The organism is Stenotrophomonas sp. YIM B13575 (assembly GCF_042787595.1).
Taxonomy (GTDB): domain Bacteria; phylum Pseudomonadota; class Gammaproteobacteria; order Xanthomonadales; family Xanthomonadaceae; genus Stenotrophomonas; species Stenotrophomonas lactitubi_B.
Genome location: NZ_JBHZOP010000017.1, coordinates 1 through 20149, shown reverse-complemented (window position 1 = coordinate 20149; position 20149 = coordinate 1). Strand labels below are relative to the sequence as shown.

The following is a 20149-nucleotide window of genomic DNA, read 5'->3' as shown; positions in this document are numbered from 1 at the left end:
GGACCGTTGGCGCCATGGATGGCGCCATCGAGCCCCCATGGATGGGTTTACGGCGTGTCCTGCCCACCCACACCGCCCCGCCCAACCACGGATACTCGCCTTTGACGTTGACGTTGACGTTGCTCTGGCCTCTGCAGGTGCAGGGCGCAGCCCTGCCAACAAAAAACCCCGCTTGCGCGGGGTTCTCTGTGTACTGCGTGCAGCGGAGGCTTACGGACGACGCGCCAGGGCCTCGACGTCCTTGGCCTTGGGCAGCAGATCCTGCTTGGTCACCCGCAGGGCACCGATGGTCAGCATCGGCACCGCCACCAGGATCGAGGACAGCACCACGATCACCGCACCGATCATGTGCGTCTCGGCCAGGCCTTCCATCGAGCTGCCGCCGTACAGGTACAGGGCCAGCGCAGACAGGAAGAACATCACCGCCGTGATCACCGTACGCGACAGCGTCTGGTTGATCGAACGGTTCAGCACTTCCATCGGCTCCACGCGCAGGCTGCGGAAGTTCTCGCGGACGCGGTCGAACACCACGATGATGTCGTTGATCGCAAAGCCCATCACCGACAGCAGGCCGGCCAGCACGGTCAGGTCGAACTCACGGCCGAGCAGCGACACGTAAGCCACCGTCACGATCAGGTCGAACATGGCCACGATGCTGGCGGTGACCGCGAACTTCCATTCGAAGCGCACCGCGATGTAGATCAGGAAGCCGGCCAGCATGAAGATGGTGGCGTACAGGCCATTCATCGCCAGGTCCTTGCCGATCTGCGGGCCAACGAACTCGTTGCGCAGCACCGTGGCCTGATTGTCGGCCGAAGAGACCGCCTTGACCACGGCCGCAGCAGTGGCCTTGTCTTCGGCAGAGGCGCCGCCGGTACCCGGAGCGTGCTCACCGTGCGGGGCCAGGCGGATCAGCAGGTCGGTGTTGCCACCGACGCTCTGTACCTGGGCGCCGTCGAAGCCGTTCTGCTCCAGCTTGGAACGGACCTGCTCGACGTCCACCGGGCGCTCGAAGCGGGCTTCGATCAGGGTGCCGCCGGTGAAGTCCAGAGCGTAGTTGAAGCCCTTGAAGCCGATGATGCCGATCGATGCCAGGAACACGATGATCGTGACGACCATCGCGACATGGCGCCAGCGCATGAAGTCGATCTGGGTATCGTTCGGGAGGATGTGCAGCGGAAACAGTTTCATGTGCGTGTCGTCCCGTCAGATGGCCACGTTCTGGAGCTTCTTGCGACGGCCGTAGATCAGCGTCGCCAGTGCACGCGATACGGTGATCGCGGTGAACATGGAAGCGAAAATACCGATGATCATGGTCAGCGCGAAGCCCTTCAGCGGACCGGTACCGAATGCGAACAGCGCCACACCGACGATCAGGCCGGTCAGGTTGGCGTCGAGGATGGTGCCCGAGGCGCGCTCGTAGCCGGTCACGATCGCGGTCTTGCCCGGCACGCCGGCACGCAGCTCTTCACGGATACGCTCGTTGATCAGCACGTTGGCGTCGACCGACAGACCGACCGACAACGCCAGACCGGCAAAGCCCGGCAGGGTCATGGTCGCGCCGAACAGCGACATCACTGCCACCACGATCAGCAGGTTGAACAGCATCGCGATCGAGGTGATCAGACCGAACATGCGGTAGTAGATGGTGAAGAACACCAGGGTGAACATGAACGCGTAGACCACCGCGGTGATGCCGTTCTTGACGTTCTCCGCACCCAGGCTCGGGCCGACCACGCGCTCTTCGACGAAGTCCATCGGCGCAGCCAGCGAGCCCGACTTCAGCAGCTTGGCCAGGTCCTCGGCTTCCTTCTTCTGCAGACCGGTGGTCTGGAAGTTCTTGCCGAACACGCCGTTGATGTTGGCCACCGAGATGACTTCCTCGTTGACCTTGAAGCCGCGCACTTCCTGGCCGTCGACGACGGTCACGGTCGGCACGCGCTCGGTGTAGACCACCGCCATCGGCTTGTTCACGTTGGCGCTGGTGAAGTCGAACATGCGCTGGCCACCGACGTTGTTCAGCGTCACGCTGACTGCCGGGGTGCCACTGGTGGAGTCGGTCACCGCCTGCGCGGCCACCATCTGGTCACCGGTGACGATCACGCGCTTGTTCAGCAGCACCGGACCGCCGTTGTCACGACGCTGGTAGACCTTGGCTTCCGGCGGGATACGACCCGACGCGATGGCGTCCTGCGCGTTGCCTTCCACCACAGCCCGGTATTCCAGGGTGGCGGTGGCGCCGATCATGCGCTTGGCTTCGGCGGTGTCCTGCACGCCCGGCAGCTGTACCACCACGCGGTCGGCGCCCTGGCGCTGGATGATCGGCTCGGACACGCCGAGCTGGTTCACGCGGTTGCGCAGGGTATTGATGTTCTGCTCGATGGCGCCGTTGGCGATCTGCGCGATCTCGGCTTCCGGAATGGACACCGTGATGCGGTTGCCACTGACGTCGTAGCCGAGGGTCGGCTGCGCCTTGGCCAGCGCGGCGCGGGCACGGGTACCGGCATCTTCGCCGGCCGACGGGCTCAGGTTGGCGACGATGGTGTTGTCGGCACGACGCTCGACCGACTGGTAGGCGATGCGCGCATCACGCAGGGTGCTGCGCACGTCTTCGGTGTAGGCATCCAGGCGCTTGTCCAGCGCAGCCTTCTGGTCGACCTGCAGCACGAAGTGCACGCCGCCCTGCAGGTCCAGGCCCAGCACCATCGGGCGACCGCCGAGCTTGGCCAGCCAGTCCGGCACGGTCGAGGCCAGGTTCAGGGCCACCGTGTAGTTCTCGCCCACGCTGTCACGCAGCGCATCGCTGGCGGCGGACTGCGACTTCAGGTCCGACAGGCGGACGATCAGGCTGTCCCCTTCCTTCTCTGCGCCCAGCGTGGTGACACCGGCCTTCTTCAGGTCGGCCAGCACACGGTCACGCAGCGCATCGTCGATCTGGCCGCCACGGTTGGCGGTGATCTGGATGGCAGGGTCCTTCTGGTAGATGTTGGGCAGTGCGTACAGCGCGCTGAGCGCCAGTACGATCACGATGACGACGTACTTCCAGCGTGGAAATTCGAGCATTGCTTGGGTCCCGCGCGGCGCCATCCCCGGCGCCGCGGTTGTGCTTCAGAAAGGGAGTGGCTTACTTGGCCGAATCCAGGGTACCGGTCGGCAGCACGCTGCCCACGGCGCCCTTCTGCACGCGGATGCGCACGTTTTCGGCCACTTCGACGGTGACGAAGTTGTCGCCGATATCGGTGACCTTGCCGGCGATGCCGCCGTTGGTCAGCACTTCGTCGCCGCGCTTGATCTTCTCCAGCATGGCCTTGTGCTCCTTCTGCCGCTTCATCTGCGGGCGGATCATCAGGAAGTACATGATGGCGATCAGGATGATCGGGAACAGCAGCGTGGTCAGGCCCATGCCCTGCGGTTGGCCGCCGGCGGCCTGGGCGTGGGCGGCGGGAATCAGGAAGGCAAGCAGGTTCATCGTTGGTCCTTTGGTTGGGCGGCGCTTCGGCCGTTTCACGGGCACGAGGTGTCGACCGCGGATCTGGGTCAGCCTTGAAGTATGCCACGGCCCCGGGCATTCGTCCTTGGGCCGTTTGGCAGGGGGTGCTGCGGGTTTACAGGGGCGGCGCTACCGCCCCGCGTGCTGCATAGAAGGACTCGCGGAAGGCCAGGAAGGTTCCCGCCTCGATGGCCGCGCGGATGTCGGCCATGAGTTTTTCGTAATAGAAGAGGTTGTGCTGGGTGCCCAGCATCGGCGCCAGCATCTCGTTGCAGCGGTCCAGATGACGCAGGTACGAGCGGGTATAGCCGCCGGCGCAGGCCACGCAGCCACAGCCCGGCTCGATCGGGTCCATGTCCCGCGCGTACTGTGAATTGCGGATGCGGACGGTGCCGAACGAGGTGAAATAGTGGCCGTTGCGCGCATTCCGGGTCGGCATCACGCAGTCGAACATGTCCACGCCACGTGCGACACCCTCGACCAGGTCCTCGGGGCGGCCGACGCCCATCAGGTAGCGCGGACGGTCGGCGGGCAGCTCGGGGTCCAGATGGTCGAGCATGGCATTGCGCTCGTCTTCCGGCTCACCCACGGCCAGGCCGCCGATGGCATAGCCGTCGAAGCCGATCCCCTGCAGGGCTTCGGCCGAACGGCTGCGCAGGTCGGTATGTACCCCGCCCTGGACGATGCCGAACAGGGCCGCGTCGTTGCCGAGTTCATCATGGGCGTTGCGGCTGCGCTGGGCCCAGCGCAGGCTCAGCTCCATCGAGCGGCGGGCGACGTCCTCGGTGGCCGGGTACGGCGTGCACTCGTCGAAGATCATCACCACGTCCGAATCGAGCACCTTCTGGATCTTCATGCTCTCTTCCGGCCCCAGGAACACGCGGGCACCGTCGGTCGGCGAGGCGAAGGTCACGCCCTGCTCGGTGATCTTGCGGCGGTGGGCCAGCGAGAACACCTGGAAGCCGCCGGAGTCGGTCAGAATCGGGCCATCCCAGCGGCAGAAGCCGTGCAGGCCGCCATGGTCGGCGATGATGTCCAGGCCCGGGCGCAGATACAGGTGGAAGGTGTTGCCGAGGATGATCTCGGCGCCCAGCGCGCGCACCTGGTCCGGCAGGATGCCCTTGACCGAGCCATAGGTCCCCACCGGCATGAAGGCCGGCGTTTCCACCGTGCCACGTGGGAAGGTCAGGCGGCCACGGCGGGCGCGGCCATCACGGGTCTGGAGCTGGAACTGCAATCGGGACATGGAGCGGTCGTTCGGGCAAATAGTCGCCCATTGTCTCCCAAAACAGGGCCGGTCGCCCATTCAGGCCTGAACAGGTGTCCATACGACACCTGCTTGTCGCAATTGGCCTTGGCGCCTGGAAGCCTTCTTCTTAGGGTGAGCAGTTACACATGCTGGCACTTCACTCATGTCCACCCTGCGCGAGCTTCCCCTGGAGATTGAATGGACTACGGACGCACTGGAGTCGCTCAAGCTTCCTGGCGACCTGCTTCTTCCGGGCGGCCCCGCGAGCTATATAGGCGCGGTGATGTGCCTACGCCTGACCCTCTACTTCAAGGATGCACACTCGGTCCCGACGAGAGACCACCTCTGCCTTTGTTTCGACGCGTTCCACGAGCTCGCGGGGGATGCCTTGTCATGGCTCTGGCGCGAGAAACCGAAGGATGGGCTCCCCCGGCAGCGCGTCAAGGACTGCAAGACGCTGCGCGAAATGATCGAACCGTTGTCGGAAGACGACCATCTCAGCTTCTGCTACACCAGCGGCTCCAAGGCCGAGGACGCGGGCGCCTGGCAGTTCCTCGTTTATGGCAAGCGTGGCTGGCAATCCCGGATGGGCAGCGACATGAGCGTATTCGAACTGTCGGTCCCGATTGGCCACGTCTCGGGGTGCTGGCGCCCTTTCATCGAACTGGCGATCAACTGCGCACGCTGGCTGAGGGCCGAGCATGGGCATGCAGGCTACGCCTTGAATCTGAGCGCGGTACGCCGCGAGCGCAATGAGCCTGTCGAAGCAGTACTGGCCCAGCGTCTTCCGGGCTTGGATGCGGGGCACGCTGCGCACCTGGCCAACCGACCCGAATTCAAGAATTTCAAGATCAAGACGGTGAGCTGGTTGACCCTGCTGGATCATGCCCGGCTGGCAGCGGCCGGAGGGGTCGATCAACTCCGCAGCGCTCTTGCCGAGAAGCATTTCACGTTTCACGACTATGGTAACGGCGTCATGGTCCAAGCCGGGGCAAGGCCCCTCGCCCTCGTAGACGCAGAGGATCCACGACCGCCGGCCTATGTGCTGCTGGACCATCAACTCAGGGGTATCCGACCAGCATCGGCTGGCAATCTCCATTCCAACCCGAAGTCCGCAGAGCCGAGGCTGATCGGCCGGCACGCCGATCAGTGGATACGTCGATTTGAAGTCGATCCTTCAGAGATTTCAACCCACGAAGCAAGACTTGCGCAGCAACAGCCGCGCATGGGTGGCGCGTTCAGGACGAGCCCCCCTTCCCCCGCTCGGGATCCGGTTGATCGCGCAAGCGGGCCCGGAATGAGCCGAGGCGAGTAATGAACAACGACCGAAAAACCCTGGAAAGCATCCTCTGCGGAAAAATCGAGCAAAGTGCCGATCGAACCGCCCCAGGAACGAACACTGTGGCCGGCGTGGAATTTGTCTATTACGAAGACTACGAAACGAGCGGTGCTGCAAGTCAGTTCCACACGCTGCTGGACTCTGCCGGCGAGATCGTCGCAAGCAGCGGTGGCATCGTATCGGACAGCTGCCGGATAGTTGCACCGAACGGCCAGCGCTTCCGAGCCCTTTCCTTCCACGGCGATCTGGATGGATGGCGGGCGGCGGTGGAAGCCGGGGCAAGGACACTGGGCGTTCGCTTGGCCCGTATCCAAGGTCGCCATTTGATGGTCTCGGACGGCCAATCTGTCTTGCTCAGCGAGTGCAACGTGGATCTGGGCTGAGCAACCCGGCGGAACCCGCTCGCGGACAGAATCATCCACGCATGGCGTGGATCTACTGGGCGACAGTAGAGCCACGCCATGCGTGGCTTTCCCACCCCTCAGGCACCGCAAGTGCGCACGAACGGTGCGCACCCACCGCAAGCGCGTGTTGGCGTCTCAGCCCGCCTGCGGGAACAGCAGCATCGCGTCGCCGTAGCTGAAGAAGCGGTAGCGCTGCTCGATGGCGTGCTGGTAGGCCTCGAACACCCGCTCTTTGCCGGCGAAGGCCGAGATCATCATCAGCAGCGTGCTTTCGGGCAGGTGGAAATTGGTCACCATCGCGTCGACGCTGCGGATCCGGTATCCCGGGGTGATGAAGATCTGCGTTTCGCCGGCGAACGGCAGCAGTTCGCCATCGCGCATCGCGCTTTCCAGCGCGCGCACCACGGTCGTGCCGACGCCGATCACCCGGCCACCGGCCGCACGCGTGCGCCGCACCTGCTGCACCAGCTCGGCGCCCACGTTCAGCCACTCGCGATGCATGACGTGGTCCTTCAGGTCGTCGGCGCGCACCGGCTGGAACGTGCCTGCGCCCACGTGCAGGGTGACGTGGCCGAAATCCACGCCCTTGTCCTTCAGTGCCGCCAGCAGCGCCTCATCGAAGTGCAGGCCGGCGGTCGGCGCCGCCACCGCGCCCACTTCGCGCGCGAACACGGTCTGGTAGCGCTCGCGATCGTCCACGCCCGGCTCACGCTGGATGTAGGGCGGCAACGGCAGCCGCCCGGCGTGCAGCAGCCACTGTTCCAGCGACTCCGGTACGTGGAACTGCAGCACGTAGAACTCGCCGTCGCGGCCCAGCACCTCGGCTTCGCCGCCGGCATCCAGGGCGATGCGGCTGCCGGCCTTCGGCGATTTGCTGGCGCCCACCTGCGCACGGGCCTGCTGACCGCCGAGCAGGCGCTCGATCAGGATCTCCACGCGACCACCGCTGGCCTTCTGCCCGAACAGGCGCGCCGGGATCACCCGGGTGTCGTTGAACACCAGCAGGTCGCCCGGCTGCAGCAGCGACGGCAGGTCGCGCACCTGCAGGTCGGTGAAGGCAGCCGGTGCCGGCGGCACCAGCAGCAGGCGGCTCGCCGAGCGTTCGGCCAAGGGGGCCTGGGCGATCAGTTCGGCCGGCAGGTCGTAATGGAAATCGGACTTCTTCAAGGCAGTGGACGGCAACAGGTCGACAATGGCGCGCATTGTACGTCCAGCGTCTGCGAGCCGGCACGACCGAGCCCGAACGTCGCGCAAAATGCTGCTATGCAGCAGTCTTTTGCGGGGTTATCGCGCAAAAAAACAAGTGCTAGCATCGACGAGGAAGTCCGCTGCACGAGCCCGCCCCAAGCGCGCGTAAAGACGCGCGTTTTGCTTTTGAAGGCCCGTGCGACCCAACGTTTCAGGAGATCTGCAATGAGCTTCATCGAACGCCTCGCCCCCCTGCGCACCCAGCCCGGCACCCGCCTCACCAACGGCCTGGATGACGCAACCCTGACTGCCCTCGCCGCCAACCATCCGCAACTGGTTGCCGCAGTCGATGCCGCTGCTGCCGAATTCGCGCGCGTGCAGGCCGAGCTGGGGCCGCTGCTGGCACAGGATGAGCAGGCGCAGATCGATGCCATGCAGGACGGCTTCGTCAATTTCTACGCCGATGATGCGGTGACCCCATACGTGGCGCTGGCCGCGCGCGGCCCGTGGGTGGTCACCCTGAAGGGCGCGGTGCTGTACGACGCCGGCGGCTACGGCATGCTCGGCTTCGGCCACACCCCCGATGCGGTCATGGAGGCAATGTCACGGCCGCAGGTGATGGCCAACATCATGACCCCCAGCCTGTCCCAGCAGCGCTTCATCACCGCGCTGCGGGCCGAGATCGGCCACCGTCGTGGCGGCTGTCCGTTCACGCGCTTCATGTGCCTGAATTCCGGCTCCGAAGCGGTTGGCCTGGCCGCGCGCATCGCCGACGTCAACGCCAAGCTGCAGACCGACCCGGGCGCCCGCCATGCCGGTGCGGCGATCAAGCGGGTGGTCATCAAGGGCAGCTTCCACGGCCGTACCGACCGCCCGGCGCTGTATTCCGATTCCAGCCGCAAGACCTACATGCAGCACCTGGCCAGCTACCGTGGTGAGGAGTCGGTGATCACCGTCGCCCCGTACGACGAGGCCGGGCTGCGCAAGGTGTTCGAGGATGCCGCGCAGAACAACTGGTTCATCGAAGCGGTGTTCCTGGAGCCGGTGATGGGCGAAGGCGACCCGGGCCGCTCCGTGCCGCCTGCGTTCTATGCGTTGGCCCGCGAACTGACCCGCGCCCATGGCAGCCTGCTGCTGCTGGACTCGATCCAGGCTGGCCTGCGCGCCCATGGCGTGCTGTCGGTGGTCGACTATCCGGGCTTCGAAGGCCTGGATGCGCCGGACATGGAAACCTACTCCAAGGCACTGAACGCCGCGCAGTACCCGCTGTCGGTGCTGGCGGTGACCGAGCACGCCGCGCAGCTGTACCGCAAGGGCATCTACGGCAACACCATGACCAGCAACCCGCGCGCGCTGGACGTGGCCTGCGCCACCCTGGCTGAGCTGACCCCGCAGGTCCGCGCCAACATCACCGAGCGCGGCGCCGAAGCGGTGCGCAAGCTGGAGCAGCTGAAGAACGAGCTGGGCGGCCTGATCACCAAGGTGCAGGGCACCGGCCTGCTGTTCTCCTGCGAGCTGGCGCCGCAGTTCAAGTGCTATGGCGCCAATTCCACGGAGGAATGGCTGCGCCAGCACGGCATCAACGTGATCCATGGCGGCGAGAACTCGCTGCGCTTCACCCCGCACTTCGGCATGGACAGCAGCGAGCTGGACCTGCTGGTGGGCATGGTGGGCCGCGCGCTGCGTGAAGGGCCCCGCCGCGAGCAGGCTGCCGCTGCGTAACTCCGCACCCGCGTAGCGCCGGGCGCCGCCCGGCTGGGGCTGACGGGCTGGCCGTGATCTGAACGAAATGCCGCCGGGCATGGCCCGGCGCTACAGAGAACAACGGCAAGGCCTCATAATTGCCCGGACACCCCGCCCTGCGACCGGCTTCACTGGTCAACGGCGGGGCGTTTTCGTTTCCGGCCAAGACAGGAAGATCCATGAAGTCGATCTGTGTGTACTGCGGTTCCAACGCTGGCAGCAAGCCGGTCTACACCGAACGCGCCATCGCGCTGGGCGACCGCATCGCCCGCGACGGCATGCGCCTGGTGTACGGCGGCGGCAACGTCGGCCTGATGGGGACCGTGGCCAATGCCGTGCTCGCCGCCGGCGGTGAGGTCACCGGCGTGATTCCGCGCCAGCTGGCCGACTGGGAAGTGGCCCATCGCGGCCTGACCGAACTGGAGATCGTCGGTTCGATGCATGAACGCAAGTCGCGCATGTTCGATCTGTCCGATGGCTTCGTCGCCCTGCCCGGCGGCTTCGGCACCATGGAAGAGATCTTCGAGATGCTGACCTGGCGCCAGCTCGGCATCGGCAACAAGCCGTGCGCGTTCCTCGACGTGGACGGCTTCTACGCACCGCTGATCGGCATGATCGATCGCATGGTGGAAGAGCGCTTCCTGCACCCCGAGCAGCGCCAGGACCTGTGGTACGGCTCGGACATCGAAGAGATGCTGGCCTGGATGAAGAACTACCAGCCGGCCCAGGCGTCGAAATGGATCGACGAGAAGCGCCGCGCGGCGCTGCGTTGAAGACTGCGCGCGCGGTGGCTCAGGCCGCCGCGCGCGTCCACGGCGCCGGCCGACCCAGCAAGTAACCCTGGCCGTAGTCGCAGCCGAGTTCGAACAGCGTGTCACGCTGCGCCTCGGTCTCGATGCCTTCGCCGATCGTCTCGATGCCCAGCGTGCGTGCCAACGACAGCACGCCCTCCACCAGCGCGCGCGTACTCTGCGCCTCCGGCCCGTGCAGGCCGGCAATGAAGCTCTGGTCGATCTTCAAGGTGCTGATCGGGAAACGGTGCAGGTAGGACAGTGCCGAGAAGCCGGTACCGAAATCATCCAGCTGCACCTGGATGCCGCGTTCGCGCAGGCCCTTCAGGATGCGCAGCGTATGCGGACCATCGTCGAGCAGCGCGACCTCGGTGATCTCCAGGCGCAGCCGCCGCGGGTCCGCGTTGAAGGCCTCCAGCAGCCCATACAGGCGCTCGCTGAACTCGGCCGAGCGGAAATGCCGTGGCGACACATTGACCGACACGTAGCCACGCCCGCCGTCGGCGAGGCCTGCGATGACCTGCTCGTAGATCAACCAGTCGACCTGTTCGATCAGGCCACTTTCCTCGCCCAGTTCCAGGAACGCGCCCGGCAGCAACAGGCCACGGCGCTCGTGCTTCCAGCGCAGCAGGGCCTCGTGGCCGACCACCTCGCCGTCGGCCAGGCGCACGATCGGCTGGTAGAACGGCACGAAATCGCGATTGTTGATCGCCCGTCGCAGGTCAGCCTCCAGATCCAGGCTGCGCAGCGCCTGCTCGCGCATCTCCTCATCGAAGATCGAGCAGCGGTCGTGGCCCTGCGCCTTGGCCCGGTACATCGCCGCATCGGCATCGCGCAGCAGTTCCTCGCCGGTGCGATAGCGCGGGTTCCACAGGGCAATGCCCAGGCTGCCGGACGGGAACAGCTCGCGACCGGCGATCCACATCGACTCCTGCAGCGCCAGCAACAACCGCTGGCCGAAATCCAGGGCCTGCGCCAGGCCCTCCGGACAGTGCAGCAGCACGGCGAACTCATCGCCGCCGAGGCGCGCCACCACGTCGTTGTCACCGGCCATGGACACGATGCGCTTGGCCACTTCCACCAGCATGCGATCGCCGGCGGCGTGGCCGATGCTGTCGTTGACCAGCTTGAAACGGTCGAGGTCCAGGAACAGCACCGCGAACACCGGCCCGCCTTCGCGCCGGGCCAGCGCCAGCGCATCCTGCAGCCTGTCCAGCAGGTGCAGGCGATTGGGCAGCCCGGTCAGCGCGTCGTGCATGGCCTGGTGGGTCAGTCGCTGCTCGGCGCGCAGGCGCTCGCCGATCTGGCCCAGCAGCTTGTCGTTGACCTCGGCCAGTTCACGGGTGCGCTCCTCCACCCGCTTTTCCAGTTCGGCATGCGCCGAGCGCAGGCGCTGCTGGTCGCGCTGGCGCGCAAGACCGGTGCCGATGTTCTGCGCGACGAAAATCAGCAGGCGCTGGTCATGCACGCTGAAGGCGATCTGCTCGGTGTAACTCTGCACCACGATCGCACCGACCACTTCGTCATCGCGCAGCAACGGCACGCCGAGCCAGCACTGCGAACGTGCGCCGGATTCGCGCACCTCGCCGGTTTCCAGCAGCGCATCGATCTGTGCACGCGAGGCCAGCAGGGGGCGCCGATGGCGGACCACATATTCGGTCAGGCCGCGACTGAACGCGCGCGGTGCACGACTCGCGTTGTGCTCGTCGACCGAATAGACGAAATCCAGCCCATCGCCCTCGGCATTGACCAGCGCGATATAGAAATTGCGCGCATCCAGCAAGCGCCCGACCACGCCGTGCACCTGCCCGTAGAACTGCGCCAGGCTGTCGGCCGACATCGCCATTTCGGCAATGTTGTACAGCGCGGTCTGCAACTGCTCGGCGCGGCGGCGCTCGGCCACTTCATCCTGCAGGCTGAGATTGGCGCGCTGCAGCTCCTGCGTGCGCCGTTCCACCTGCTGCTCCAGCCGCACCTGCGCCTGGCGACGGTCCATGGCGGTCTGCACGTGCTGGGCGACAAAACCCAGCAGCGCGCGTTCGGCTTCGCCGTAGCGGTCGGCATGCTCGTAACTCTGCACCACGATCGCACCGCACACGCGGCCATCGCGCAGCATCGGTACGCCCAGCCAGTCCAGGCTTTCCGGGCCGCGCTGCGGGTCGTGCTCCTGGTCGACGCGGGCCAGCAGTTCGCGCGAGGGCCCGCTCAGCGGCCGGCCATGCCGCAGCAGCGCCACGGTCAGGCTGCGTGGCATCTGGTCGATGTCGTAGCCCTGTGCAGGATCGGCGACGAAGTCATCGACCTGGTCGGCGAAGTACAGGAAGCGGATCTGCCGACGAGCATCGTCGTACTCGACGATGTAGCAGTTCTCCGCGTACATCAGCGTACCCAGCACGCCGTGCACATGGCGCAGCATCTCGCTCATTTCCAGGTCCGCACCGGCCAGGTCGGCAATCTGGAACAGCGCCTGCTGCAACCGCTCCGCCTCTTCCAGCGCTTTGATCTGCCCCGCCTGGCGGCCACGCTGCAGGGCCAGTTCCATGGCCTGCCGGGCCAGCCCCCACCAGGCCGGGGAAGGCGTCGCGCCGCGTACCGACAGCAGCAGCCGGGCGCCGTCGTACTCCCAGCCGTGGTGGCCTTCGGCAGGGTCGGCCAGCGGCGACCAGACGTCCTCGTCACCGTTGCCGGTCGGCCAACCGCCCTGCCCGCTGCCGAGCTGCGGATCGTCCCAGCCGACGCGCACGACCGCCGTTTCCGGCAGAAGCGCATGCAGCGCGCGCACCAGCGCCGCGCTCAGCACGGGCTCGTTGTGTGACGCTTCCAGCGCGCGGTCGGCTTCGGTGGACAAATGACGTTCTCTTGGCGCCGCCTGAGCGCCGCCTCCCCTGAATTACCGAGCATAACGCGCCACCCGGGGGGCAATGGAAGCCCGCTAACCCCGAAACGTGCCGTCGGACGTTTTTCCTGTCGATCCTCTCCCGATTCCCGCCGTGACTGTCGCCCTGTCCCACACCATCGCCGGCTATGCGCCACCGCCCGCAGGGCTTACCCTGTACGGCGTGGATGCCAGCGCCCTGCCAACCGATGAAGCCTTGATGCTGGCCTGGGCCGCCGGTGAAGTGCACGCGTTCGAAAGCCTGTATGCACGTCATCGCAAGCGCCTGTTCGGCTTCCTGCTGCGGCAGCTTCGCGACACCGCGCTGGCCGAGGAGATGTTCCAGGACGTCTGGCAGCGGGTGATCAGCGCGCGGGCCGGCTGGCAGGCCGACGCGGCCTTCAGCACCTGGCTGTTCCGCATCGCCCACAACCGCCTGAATGACCACTGGCGCGCCGCCCGCCATCGCCCCCCTGCACCGGCCGATGCCGATCTGCGCCTGGCCGCGCTGGAGGATGGGCAGACCCCGGAAGCGGAGCTGTCCGAATTCGAACAACGTCGCCGCATCCAACTGGCGATGGAAGAACTGCCCGCAGAACAGCGTGAAGTGCTGCAGCTGCGGCTGGAACAGGAACTGAGCCTGGAGGAGATCGGCCAGATCACCGGCGTTGGCCGGGAAACCGTGAAATCGCGGCTGCGCTATGCGATGGACAAGCTGCGTGCGGGACTGAACGCATGAACCGAGACGATCCACTGACGCCGGAAGAACGCGAGCTGGCACGCCTGCTGGGGCGCCGCGCCGAACAGAGCCCTCCGCCGGCGCTGGACGCGGCGATTCTGGCCGCCGCGCGTGCGGCCGTGGAGGCGCCGGCCCCTGAGGCGACTCTGCTGCCGGCCGCACCGCGTACGCTGCGCCCGCGCCGCCGCTGGCCGGCCGTATTCGGCGTAGCCGCATCGACGGTGTTCGCCGTCGGCATTGCCTGGCAGATGCGCCCTGAGCCGCCGTCGGCCCCTGCGGAGGCGGTTGCCACCGCGCCGGCTGCACGGGAAATGGCAGCCGATGCGAACGCCGAAGGCATGGCCTCCGACAGCGCAGCCGCCGATGTCGCCGCCGCCGAGACTGCGCCGGCACGTGCAGCGGCAGCGGCACCGACAGCAGCACCTGCACCTGCGGCCGCTGAGGCAGCACCTGCTTCGGCGGCAGCCATCGCAGACGTGCCGAAGCCCGCGCCCGCCATACCCCGACAGGCACCTGCTCCGATGATGGCGCCGGCACCGCCACCTGCGCCCGCCGCCGACACAGCGTTCGCCGCGCCTGCGATGCCTGCGGCAGCGCCAGCCGCACCGGAAGCCTATTCGATGCCTGCGCCTGCATCCGCGCCTGCGGCTCCTGCTGCGGCGATGAGGGCGCGCAAGGCCACGGCGGCGACGGCGGAATCAACGTCTTCCGCACAGGCCACGGCCGAAGACCGCATCGCACTCACCGCGGCCAAGCAGGACGCGGCCGGCCGAACCGCACCGGGCGTCATGCGCCGCGCCAGCGATGCAGGCCTCAGCGCGGAGGCCGTACAGGCCGAAGTGCAGGCCGATGCCGGGCTGCCCCGCCGGCAATGGCTGCAGAAGATCCGCGAGCGTCGCGATTCCGGCCAGCGCGACTTGGCCAGGGCGAGCCTGGAGCGCTACCTGCAGACCTATCCCGAGGCGCGACTGCCAAAGGATGTGCGGCCATTGCTGGACGACTGAGGCATGTCGACGGCAAGCCCGTAGAATGAAGGGAATGCCCGATACCCTCGCCCAACCGGTCAGCTACACCCTCGACGTCAAGCACAGCCGCTTCATCGCGCATGCCGCGCCGATCGAGGGTGCGTCTGCTGCGCTGGCCTTTCTGCAGGAGGTGGCCGTGGCCGATGCGACCCACAACTGCTGGGCCTACCGGCACGGCCAGGACTATCGCTCCAGCGACGATGGCGAACCGGCCGGCACCGCTGGCCGGCCGATCCTGGCCGCCATTGATGGCCAGGGATTCGACCGGGTGATGGTGGTGGTCACCCGTTGGTTCGGCGGCATCAAGCTGGGCGCCGGTGGCCTGGTCCGCGCGTACGGCGGCGCCGCTGCCGAATGCCTGCGCACCGCGCCACGCCTGCCGCTGGTCGCGATGGCGCGGCTGCAGCTGCTGGCCGGATTCGAGGATCTGGGCGCACTGCACGCGGCCCTGCCCGCCCATGCCGCCGAAAAGCGCGATGAACAGTTCGATGCCAATGGCGTGAGATTGCGGGTGGAATTGCCCGCCGACCAGGTCGACGCATTGAAAATCCGCCTGCGCGACGCCACCCGTGATCGTATCCGTATCCAACAAGATGACCGCCTCGATGACTGACAAGGACGCACCGGCCTCCGACCCGGCCACCCCGCCGCTGCGCCGACTGGGCAGCCTGCGTACGCTGTGGCCGTTCGTGCGCCGCCACAGCGGCTTGTTCAGCGCCTGGCTGCTGGCCCTGGCCGTTTCTTCGGCGGCGACCCTGAGCCTGCCGCCGGCCGTGAAGCAGATGATCGACCACGGCTTCAGCAGCGGCGGCCAGATCAACCGTGCCTTTGCGCTGCTGATGCTGGTGGCTGTGGTGCTGGCGCTGGCGACGGCCGCGCGTTTCTACTTTGTTTCGCTGCTCGGCGAGAAGGTCGTGGCGGATCTGCGCAGCCGCCTCTACGCGCACCTGATCCAGCTCGGCGCTGGCTTCCACGACCGCAGCCGCAGCGGCGAACTGGTGTCGCGCCTGACCGCCGACAGCGAACTGCTGCGCAGCGTGGTCGGCTCGACCATGTCCGTGGCGCTGCGCAGCAGCGTCACCGTGGTCGGCAGCCTGGCGATGCTGTTCGTCACCAGCCCACGGCTGGCCGCCTGGTCGCTGCTCGGCATTCCGCTGGCGGTGCTGCCGATCATCATCGGCGCGCGCAAACTGCGCGTTGTCGCCCGCAGCAGCCAGGACCGCATCGCCGATGCCAACAGCCTGGCCAGCGAAACGCTGGGCGCGGTGCGCACGGTGCAGGCGCATGCGCGCGAACCTTATGAACGCGGCCGTTTCGACCATGCGCTGGGCGATGCGATCCGCGCCGCACGCCGGCGCATCGGCGCGCAGTCGCTGGTCACCGCCAGTGCCATCCTGCTGGTGTTCGGCGCGATTGTCGGCGTGTTGTGGCTGGGCGCGCACGACGTCATCGACGGGCGTCTCAGCGCCGGCACGCTAGGTCAGTTCGTGCTGTACGCACTGATCGGCGGCGGCTCGGTCGGTGCCTTGGCCGAAGTGTGGAACGAACTGCAGCGCGCCTCCGGCGGCATGGGCCGCATCGGCGAGCTGCTGCAGGAAGACATCGAGATCCGTGCGCCGGCCACGCCGCGTGCGCTGCCGCAGCCACTGCGTGGCGAAATCCACTTCGACGACGTGGTGTTCAACTACCCGCAGCGACCGGACCAGGCCGCACTGGACCATTTCAACCTGCACGTGCGACCGGGTGAAACCGTCGCCCTGGTTGGCCCCTCAGGCGCCGGCAAGAGCACGGTGCTGTCGATGCTCCTGCGCTTCCACGATCCGGCCGCCGGGCGCATCTGCGTGGACGGCATCGATGTGCGCGACGTCGATCCGGCCGCGCTTCGCGCACAGCTCGCGCTGGTGCCGCAGCAGCCGACGTTGTTCGCCGCCAGCGCACGCGACAACATCCGCTATGGCCGGCTGGAGGCCAGCGACGCCGAAGTGGAAGAGGCAGCCCGTGCCGCCGAGGCCGACGCCTTCCTGCGGGCACTGCCGCAGGGTTACGACAGCGAACTGGGCGAGCGCGGTGCCCGCCTGTCCGGTGGCCAACAACAACGTGTGGCGATCGCCCGTGCCTTGCTGAAGGACGCACCGATCCTGCTGCTCGACGAAGCCACCAGCGCGCTGGACGCGCAAAGCGAGCATGGCGTGCAGCAGGCACTGGAACGATTGATGGCCGGGCGCACCACGGTGGTCATCGCCCATCGGCTGGCGACCGTGCTGAAGGCCGACCGCATCGTGGTGATGGATCATGGCCGCATCGTGGCCGAGGGCACGCATGCGCAGCTGCTGGCTGAAGGCGGCCTGTATGCCGAGCTTGCACGCCTGCAGTTCATCGATTGATGACGGCCGGCTAACACCGGCCGGATCACTCTGGCAGCGTAGCGAACAACCGCTGAGGGAGGTCCACCATGTCGTTCCGTCAGTTCCCTGCTGTCGACAGCAATGGCGAAAGCCACATCATCATCGAGTTCAAGCCCGAGGCCAGCGGCAGCGGGCACGGTTCCGAGACGACGCCACGTTATGAACTCGACGACGGCCGCCAGCTGGTGCGCAACGGCCGCGAATTCACGACCAGCGGTGGTGAGGTCAGGTTGTCGATCTAGCGTTCCGCTGCAGCGCCGAGCCACGTTTGGCTCAGCCGTTGGTTCCATCAAAAAAGGTTGGTCATTTTTTGACCAACCATCTTGACAACCTTGCCTGCCAAGGCCTGCAGCCGGTTATCCACATGTTTGCGCAGAAGCCATCCACACGCCCTGTGGATGAATGTTCTATGCGAGCACCCGGCCGATCCCGCTGGCATCCACCTCGGCGGCGGCGGCGGCGATAGCCTCTGGCTCGCTGCCCGCCACGAAGCCGATACGGAAATGCACCTCACCGGCCGGCGTGCGCGAGGAATGGATCGAGGCCAGGCTGATGCCATGCTGCTCGAACACGTTGAGCAGTTCGCGCAACGAACCCGCGCGGTCTTCAGGCAGATGCACCGACAGGGCGTTGCGCTCGGTCAAGTCGGCCAGCAGATAGCCGACGCGTTCGAAGGTGTAGTTTCCCGCGGCCAGTGCCTGATCGCCGAAGGCAGTCCTGTTGGCCCCCAGCAGGTGTTCGCGGAATGCGCCACGCGCAGCATCGTCGCCCTGCCCTACCTGCGCCTGCAGGGTCTGCAACTGGCCGATCAACCGTTGCAGCATCGGCGCCACATAGGGATTGCCGAACTGGATGTCTTCATAGATCGCCGGATTCAACGACAGGATGCGCGAGATGATCGCGGTATCCAGCTCGAACGAGGCCGACCGATACGGCAGCATCGCCGCCAGCGTGCCCAACTGCGGCTGGTACTCGCGCAGCACACCCGCCTGGGCCAGATGGCTCGCATGCACCATGGCCTGCACCAGCGCCATCATCTGGTCGTGGTGCTGTGGCGTGGCCCGCACGCACTCTGCCTGCAGCGCCTGGCACAACGCGTCGACCCAGGGCCGCCACTGCTGCAGCCGGGCCTCGCAGATCACCATCACCCGGCCCTTCAGGGTCGGCGCCTTGGGCGGCGCGGTCATCGGATGCAGGCCCACCACCTCGGCGCGCGAGGCCAGCATCGCCTGCACCGGCGCTTCCTTCACCGAGGTCACATCCAGCCACAAGCGTTCCTGCTCGCGGCCAGCCGACAGGCGCGCGTACTCGGCGATCAACGCGGACGTGTGCCGGATCGGTGCGGAGAACACCAGCACATCGGCCTGTTCCAGCAACTGCTCCGGCGCATGCGAATCTGGATCGGCCGGATCGTGGCCGATCACCCGCACCTGCATGTGCTGTTCGAAGAACCGGGTCAGCCAGCGCCCGTAGGCGCCGGCACTGCCGACGATGCCGACCGTGCGCGGCGTGCGCTCGTGCAGCCCGCTCATGCCAGCCGTTCGGCGCGGAAGCGCATCCCGTCGGCCAGTGCCGCCGGTGCGGCCGCGATCACGTCGAACTCCTCGAAGCCATGGGCCAGGGTTGCCTCCAGCGCCGCGTGGGTGCCGGCGATGGCACGCGAGATGGCCATCTGCATCGGCTCACCGCGCAGCAGGAAGGACACCATCAGCGACATCAGCACGTCGCCGGTGCCCGCCACGTCGACCGGCAGCAGCGGCGAGGTCCAGCGCCAGGTTTCCTCGCGACCTACCGCCAACGTCACCAGCTCGCCCGGATTGCCGCCGACGCTGTGGGCCAGCACCCATTGCGGACCGCGCGCCAGCAGCGCACGCGAGGCGGCGATGGCATCGGCTTCGGCCAACGCCGGCATGCCGGTCAGGCGACCGAGTTCGAACGCATTCGGGGTGACCAGCCAGGCATGCGGCAGCAGGCGTTCAGCGAAGATCGCCTCCAGGCCTGGCTCCACGTAGGGACCGGTGTGGGTATCGCCGATCACCGGGTCCAGGCAGTAGCGCAGCTGCGGGCATGCCGGCAGGATCTCGTCCAGCCAATCAGCAAACGCGGCACCATTGGCGGCGCTGCCGAAGTAGCCGGACACCAGCATTTTCGCCCGTTGCGGAAGACCACGTTCGCGCGTGCCGAGCAGCAGGTCGGCGAACCAGTCACTGGGCAGCACTCGGCCACGGGTGGTCTCGTAGAACGGCGCATTGCTCAGCAGCGTGGTCGGGATCGAGGCCACGCGCACACCGAGCGCGCGCATCGGCGGCAGCGCGGCGCTGTTGCCGGCATGGCCGTAGACCAGTTGTGATTGGACCGAAATGACATCGATCGGCGAAGGGCCGTCGGGCCGCTGGCGGCGGCCGTGGACCAGGTGGTTGTCGAGGGATTCGCTCATGCCCGCATTCTACGCCCAAGGGGGTTTTCGGCAGGGCTGCGCCCTGCACCTGCAGAGGCAACGGCCAAAGCCACGGCAACAGCAACAGCAACAGCGGTACTCCGAGGGATGGCGGGGCACTGTGGGTTTGCGGGGACGCCGTGAATCCGTCCATGGAGGCTTGGTCGCCGCATCCATGCGGCTCACACCCCGCAAACCCACAGTGCCCCGCCTTCGACAGTTCCCCGCGAGCAGTAGATCCACGCCATGCGTGGATGAATCTCCATCGAAATCGAATATTTCGACAATTGATCAAAGAGCATCCACGCATGGCGTGGATCTACGTGTCGACCAAGGTCGACACCCACCAACAGCAGCAGAAATCTGTCGAAGGCGGGGTGGGTCCGGTTGCGGGGGTGTCCGCGGCATGGATGCCGCGGCCAAGCCTACAGGGACGTATTTACGGCGTCCCCCGCAACCGGACC

The 20149-nt window shown here is 66.7% G+C and carries 17 protein-coding genes; 9 read left to right on the top strand and 8 right to left on the bottom strand.

The genetic code is table 11. From position 1 onward, the window contains the following. Positions 1-210 precede the first annotated feature (210 nt). The 4 genes from secF to tgt all read right to left on the bottom strand — a co-directional run bounded on the left by secF (position 211) and on the right by tgt (position 4736). The gene (gene secF, locus ACFX4F_RS04180) at positions 211-1191 is read right to left on the bottom strand and encodes a protein translocase subunit SecF (RefSeq protein WP_099820199.1); all 981 of its coding nucleotides are present in this window, start codon (positions 1189-1191) and stop codon (positions 211-213) included. Positions 1192-1206: 15 nt separating this feature from the next. Further along, on the bottom strand, positions 1207-3063 hold the full coding sequence (gene secD / locus ACFX4F_RS04175; RefSeq protein WP_162292008.1) for a protein translocase subunit SecD: 1857 nt from the start codon (positions 3061-3063) through the stop codon (positions 1207-1209). A 61-nt stretch (positions 3064-3124) separates the two neighbouring features. Next, on the bottom strand, positions 3125-3469 hold the full coding sequence (gene yajC, locus ACFX4F_RS04170) for a preprotein translocase subunit YajC (protein ID WP_025875124.1): 345 nt from the start codon (positions 3467-3469) through the stop codon (positions 3125-3127). Positions 3470-3605: 136 nt separating this feature from the next. Continuing rightward, positions 3606-4736 (bottom strand): tRNA guanosine(34) transglycosylase Tgt, encoded by a 1131-nt coding sequence (gene tgt, locus ACFX4F_RS04165; RefSeq protein WP_025875126.1) that lies wholly within the window; start codon positions 4734-4736, stop codon positions 3606-3608. 166 nt (positions 4737-4902) lie between these two features. On the opposite strand from tgt, the gene ACFX4F_RS04160 reads away from it, so the two are divergent. Further along, on the top strand, positions 4903-6054 hold the full coding sequence (locus ACFX4F_RS04160) for a type VI immunity family protein (RefSeq protein WP_380652568.1): 1152 nt from the start codon (positions 4903-4905) through the stop codon (positions 6052-6054). After that, positions 6054-6461 (top strand): hypothetical protein, encoded by a 408-nt coding sequence (locus ACFX4F_RS04155; RefSeq protein WP_380652565.1) that lies wholly within the window; start codon positions 6054-6056, stop codon positions 6459-6461. Before ACFX4F_RS04160 ends, ACFX4F_RS04155 begins: the two co-directional genes overlap by 1 nt. A gap of 156 nt (positions 6462-6617) precedes the next feature. Here the strand turns inward: ACFX4F_RS04155 and queA are convergent, their stop codons facing one another. After that, positions 6618-7649: a tRNA preQ1(34) S-adenosylmethionine ribosyltransferase-isomerase QueA gene (queA, locus tag ACFX4F_RS04150; protein ID WP_099820217.1), complete on the bottom strand. Its 1032-nt coding sequence runs from the start codon at positions 7647-7649 to the stop codon at positions 6618-6620. Between the two features lie 246 nt (positions 7650-7895). Between queA and ACFX4F_RS04145 the strand changes: the two genes are divergently transcribed. Together ACFX4F_RS04145 and ACFX4F_RS04140 are read left to right on the top strand one after the other, a co-directional pair. Then, complete coding sequence (locus ACFX4F_RS04145) at positions 7896-9392, top strand: aminotransferase class III-fold pyridoxal phosphate-dependent enzyme (protein ID WP_380652562.1); 1497 nt, start codon at positions 7896-7898, stop codon at positions 9390-9392. A 200-nt stretch (positions 9393-9592) separates the two neighbouring features. Next, positions 9593-10186, top strand: a complete 594-nt coding sequence (locus tag ACFX4F_RS04140; protein ID WP_025875132.1) for a TIGR00730 family Rossman fold protein — start codon at positions 9593-9595, stop codon at positions 10184-10186. 19 nt (positions 10187-10205) lie between these two features. Here the strand turns inward: ACFX4F_RS04140 and ACFX4F_RS04135 are convergent, their stop codons facing one another. Next, positions 10206-13052 carry an EAL domain-containing protein gene (locus tag ACFX4F_RS04135; protein WP_380652558.1) on the bottom strand — a complete coding sequence of 949 codons (2847 nt, stop codon included), beginning with the start codon at positions 13050-13052 and terminating at the stop codon, positions 10206-10208. A gap of 247 nt (positions 13053-13299) precedes the next feature. Here ACFX4F_RS04135 and ACFX4F_RS04130 point away from each other — a divergent pair, with 247 nt between their 5' ends. The 5 genes from ACFX4F_RS04130 to ACFX4F_RS04110 all read left to right on the top strand — a co-directional run bounded on the left by ACFX4F_RS04130 (position 13300) and on the right by ACFX4F_RS04110 (position 17490). Beyond that, the gene (locus tag ACFX4F_RS04130; protein WP_229291374.1) at positions 13300-13818 is read left to right on the top strand and encodes an RNA polymerase sigma factor; all 519 of its coding nucleotides are present in this window, start codon (positions 13300-13302) and stop codon (positions 13816-13818) included. Continuing rightward, on the top strand, positions 13815-14822 hold the full coding sequence (locus tag ACFX4F_RS04125) for a hypothetical protein (protein WP_380652555.1): 1008 nt from the start codon (positions 13815-13817) through the stop codon (positions 14820-14822). Before ACFX4F_RS04130 ends, ACFX4F_RS04125 begins: the two co-directional genes overlap by 4 nt. Positions 14823-14856: 34 nt before the next feature. Next, complete coding sequence (locus ACFX4F_RS04120; protein WP_380652552.1) at positions 14857-15456, top strand: IMPACT family protein; 600 nt, start codon at positions 14857-14859, stop codon at positions 15454-15456. Further along, positions 15449-17227 carry an ABC transporter transmembrane domain-containing protein gene (locus ACFX4F_RS04115; RefSeq protein WP_375067268.1) on the top strand — a complete coding sequence of 593 codons (1779 nt, stop codon included), beginning with the start codon at positions 15449-15451 and terminating at the stop codon, positions 17225-17227. Before ACFX4F_RS04120 ends, ACFX4F_RS04115 begins: the two co-directional genes overlap by 8 nt. 68 nt (positions 17228-17295) lie before the next feature. Then, the gene (locus ACFX4F_RS04110; protein ID WP_088101408.1) at positions 17296-17490 is read left to right on the top strand and encodes a hypothetical protein; all 195 of its coding nucleotides are present in this window, start codon (positions 17296-17298) and stop codon (positions 17488-17490) included. Between the two features lie 165 nt (positions 17491-17655). On the opposite strand, the gene ACFX4F_RS04105 is transcribed toward ACFX4F_RS04110, so the two are convergent. Then, entirely contained in the window at positions 17656-18780 is a 1125-nt protein-coding gene (locus ACFX4F_RS04105; protein ID WP_099820191.1) for a prephenate dehydrogenase, read from the bottom strand. Next, positions 18777-19685 (bottom strand): pyridoxal kinase, encoded by a 909-nt coding sequence (pdxY, locus tag ACFX4F_RS04100; protein ID WP_099820190.1) that lies wholly within the window; start codon positions 19683-19685, stop codon positions 18777-18779. The genes ACFX4F_RS04105 and pdxY overlap by 4 nt, the downstream gene beginning before the upstream one ends. Positions 19686-20149: the final 464 nt, after the last annotated feature.

Bases quoted from the DNA above. Each gene is read 5' to 3' on its own strand.
- secF (WP_099820199.1), bottom strand. From the start codon at position 1,191: ATGAAACTGTTTCCGCTGCACATCCTCCCGAACGATACCCAGATCGAC.
- secD (WP_162292008.1), bottom strand. From the start codon at position 3,063: ATGCTCGAATTTCCACGCTGGAAGTACGTCGTCATCGTGATCGTACTG.
- yajC (WP_025875124.1), bottom strand. From the start codon at position 3,469: ATGAACCTGCTTGCCTTCCTGATTCCCGCCGCCCACGCCCAGGCCGCC.
- tgt (WP_025875126.1), bottom strand. From the start codon at position 4,736: ATGTCCCGATTGCAGTTCCAGCTCCAGACCCGTGATGGCCGCGCCCGC.
- ACFX4F_RS04160 (WP_380652568.1), top strand. From the start codon at position 4,903: ATGTCCACCCTGCGCGAGCTTCCCCTGGAGATTGAATGGACTACGGAC.
- ACFX4F_RS04155 (WP_380652565.1), top strand. From the start codon at position 6,054: ATGAACAACGACCGAAAAACCCTGGAAAGCATCCTCTGCGGAAAAATC.
- ACFX4F_RS04145 (WP_380652562.1), top strand. From the start codon at position 7,896: ATGAGCTTCATCGAACGCCTCGCCCCCCTGCGCACCCAGCCCGGCACC.
- ACFX4F_RS04140 (WP_025875132.1), top strand. From the start codon at position 9,593: ATGAAGTCGATCTGTGTGTACTGCGGTTCCAACGCTGGCAGCAAGCCG.
- ACFX4F_RS04130 (WP_229291374.1), top strand. From the start codon at position 13,300: ATGCTGGCCTGGGCCGCCGGTGAAGTGCACGCGTTCGAAAGCCTGTAT.
- ACFX4F_RS04125 (WP_380652555.1), top strand. From the start codon at position 13,815: ATGAACCGAGACGATCCACTGACGCCGGAAGAACGCGAGCTGGCACGC.
- ACFX4F_RS04120 (WP_380652552.1), top strand. From the start codon at position 14,857: ATGCCCGATACCCTCGCCCAACCGGTCAGCTACACCCTCGACGTCAAG.
- ACFX4F_RS04115 (WP_375067268.1), top strand. From the start codon at position 15,449: ATGACTGACAAGGACGCACCGGCCTCCGACCCGGCCACCCCGCCGCTG.
- ACFX4F_RS04110 (WP_088101408.1), top strand. From the start codon at position 17,296: ATGTCGTTCCGTCAGTTCCCTGCTGTCGACAGCAATGGCGAAAGCCAC.
- ACFX4F_RS04105 (WP_099820191.1), bottom strand. From the start codon at position 18,780: ATGAGCGGGCTGCACGAGCGCACGCCGCGCACGGTCGGCATCGTCGGC.
- pdxY (WP_099820190.1), bottom strand. From the start codon at position 19,685: ATGAGCGAATCCCTCGACAACCACCTGGTCCACGGCCGCCGCCAGCGG.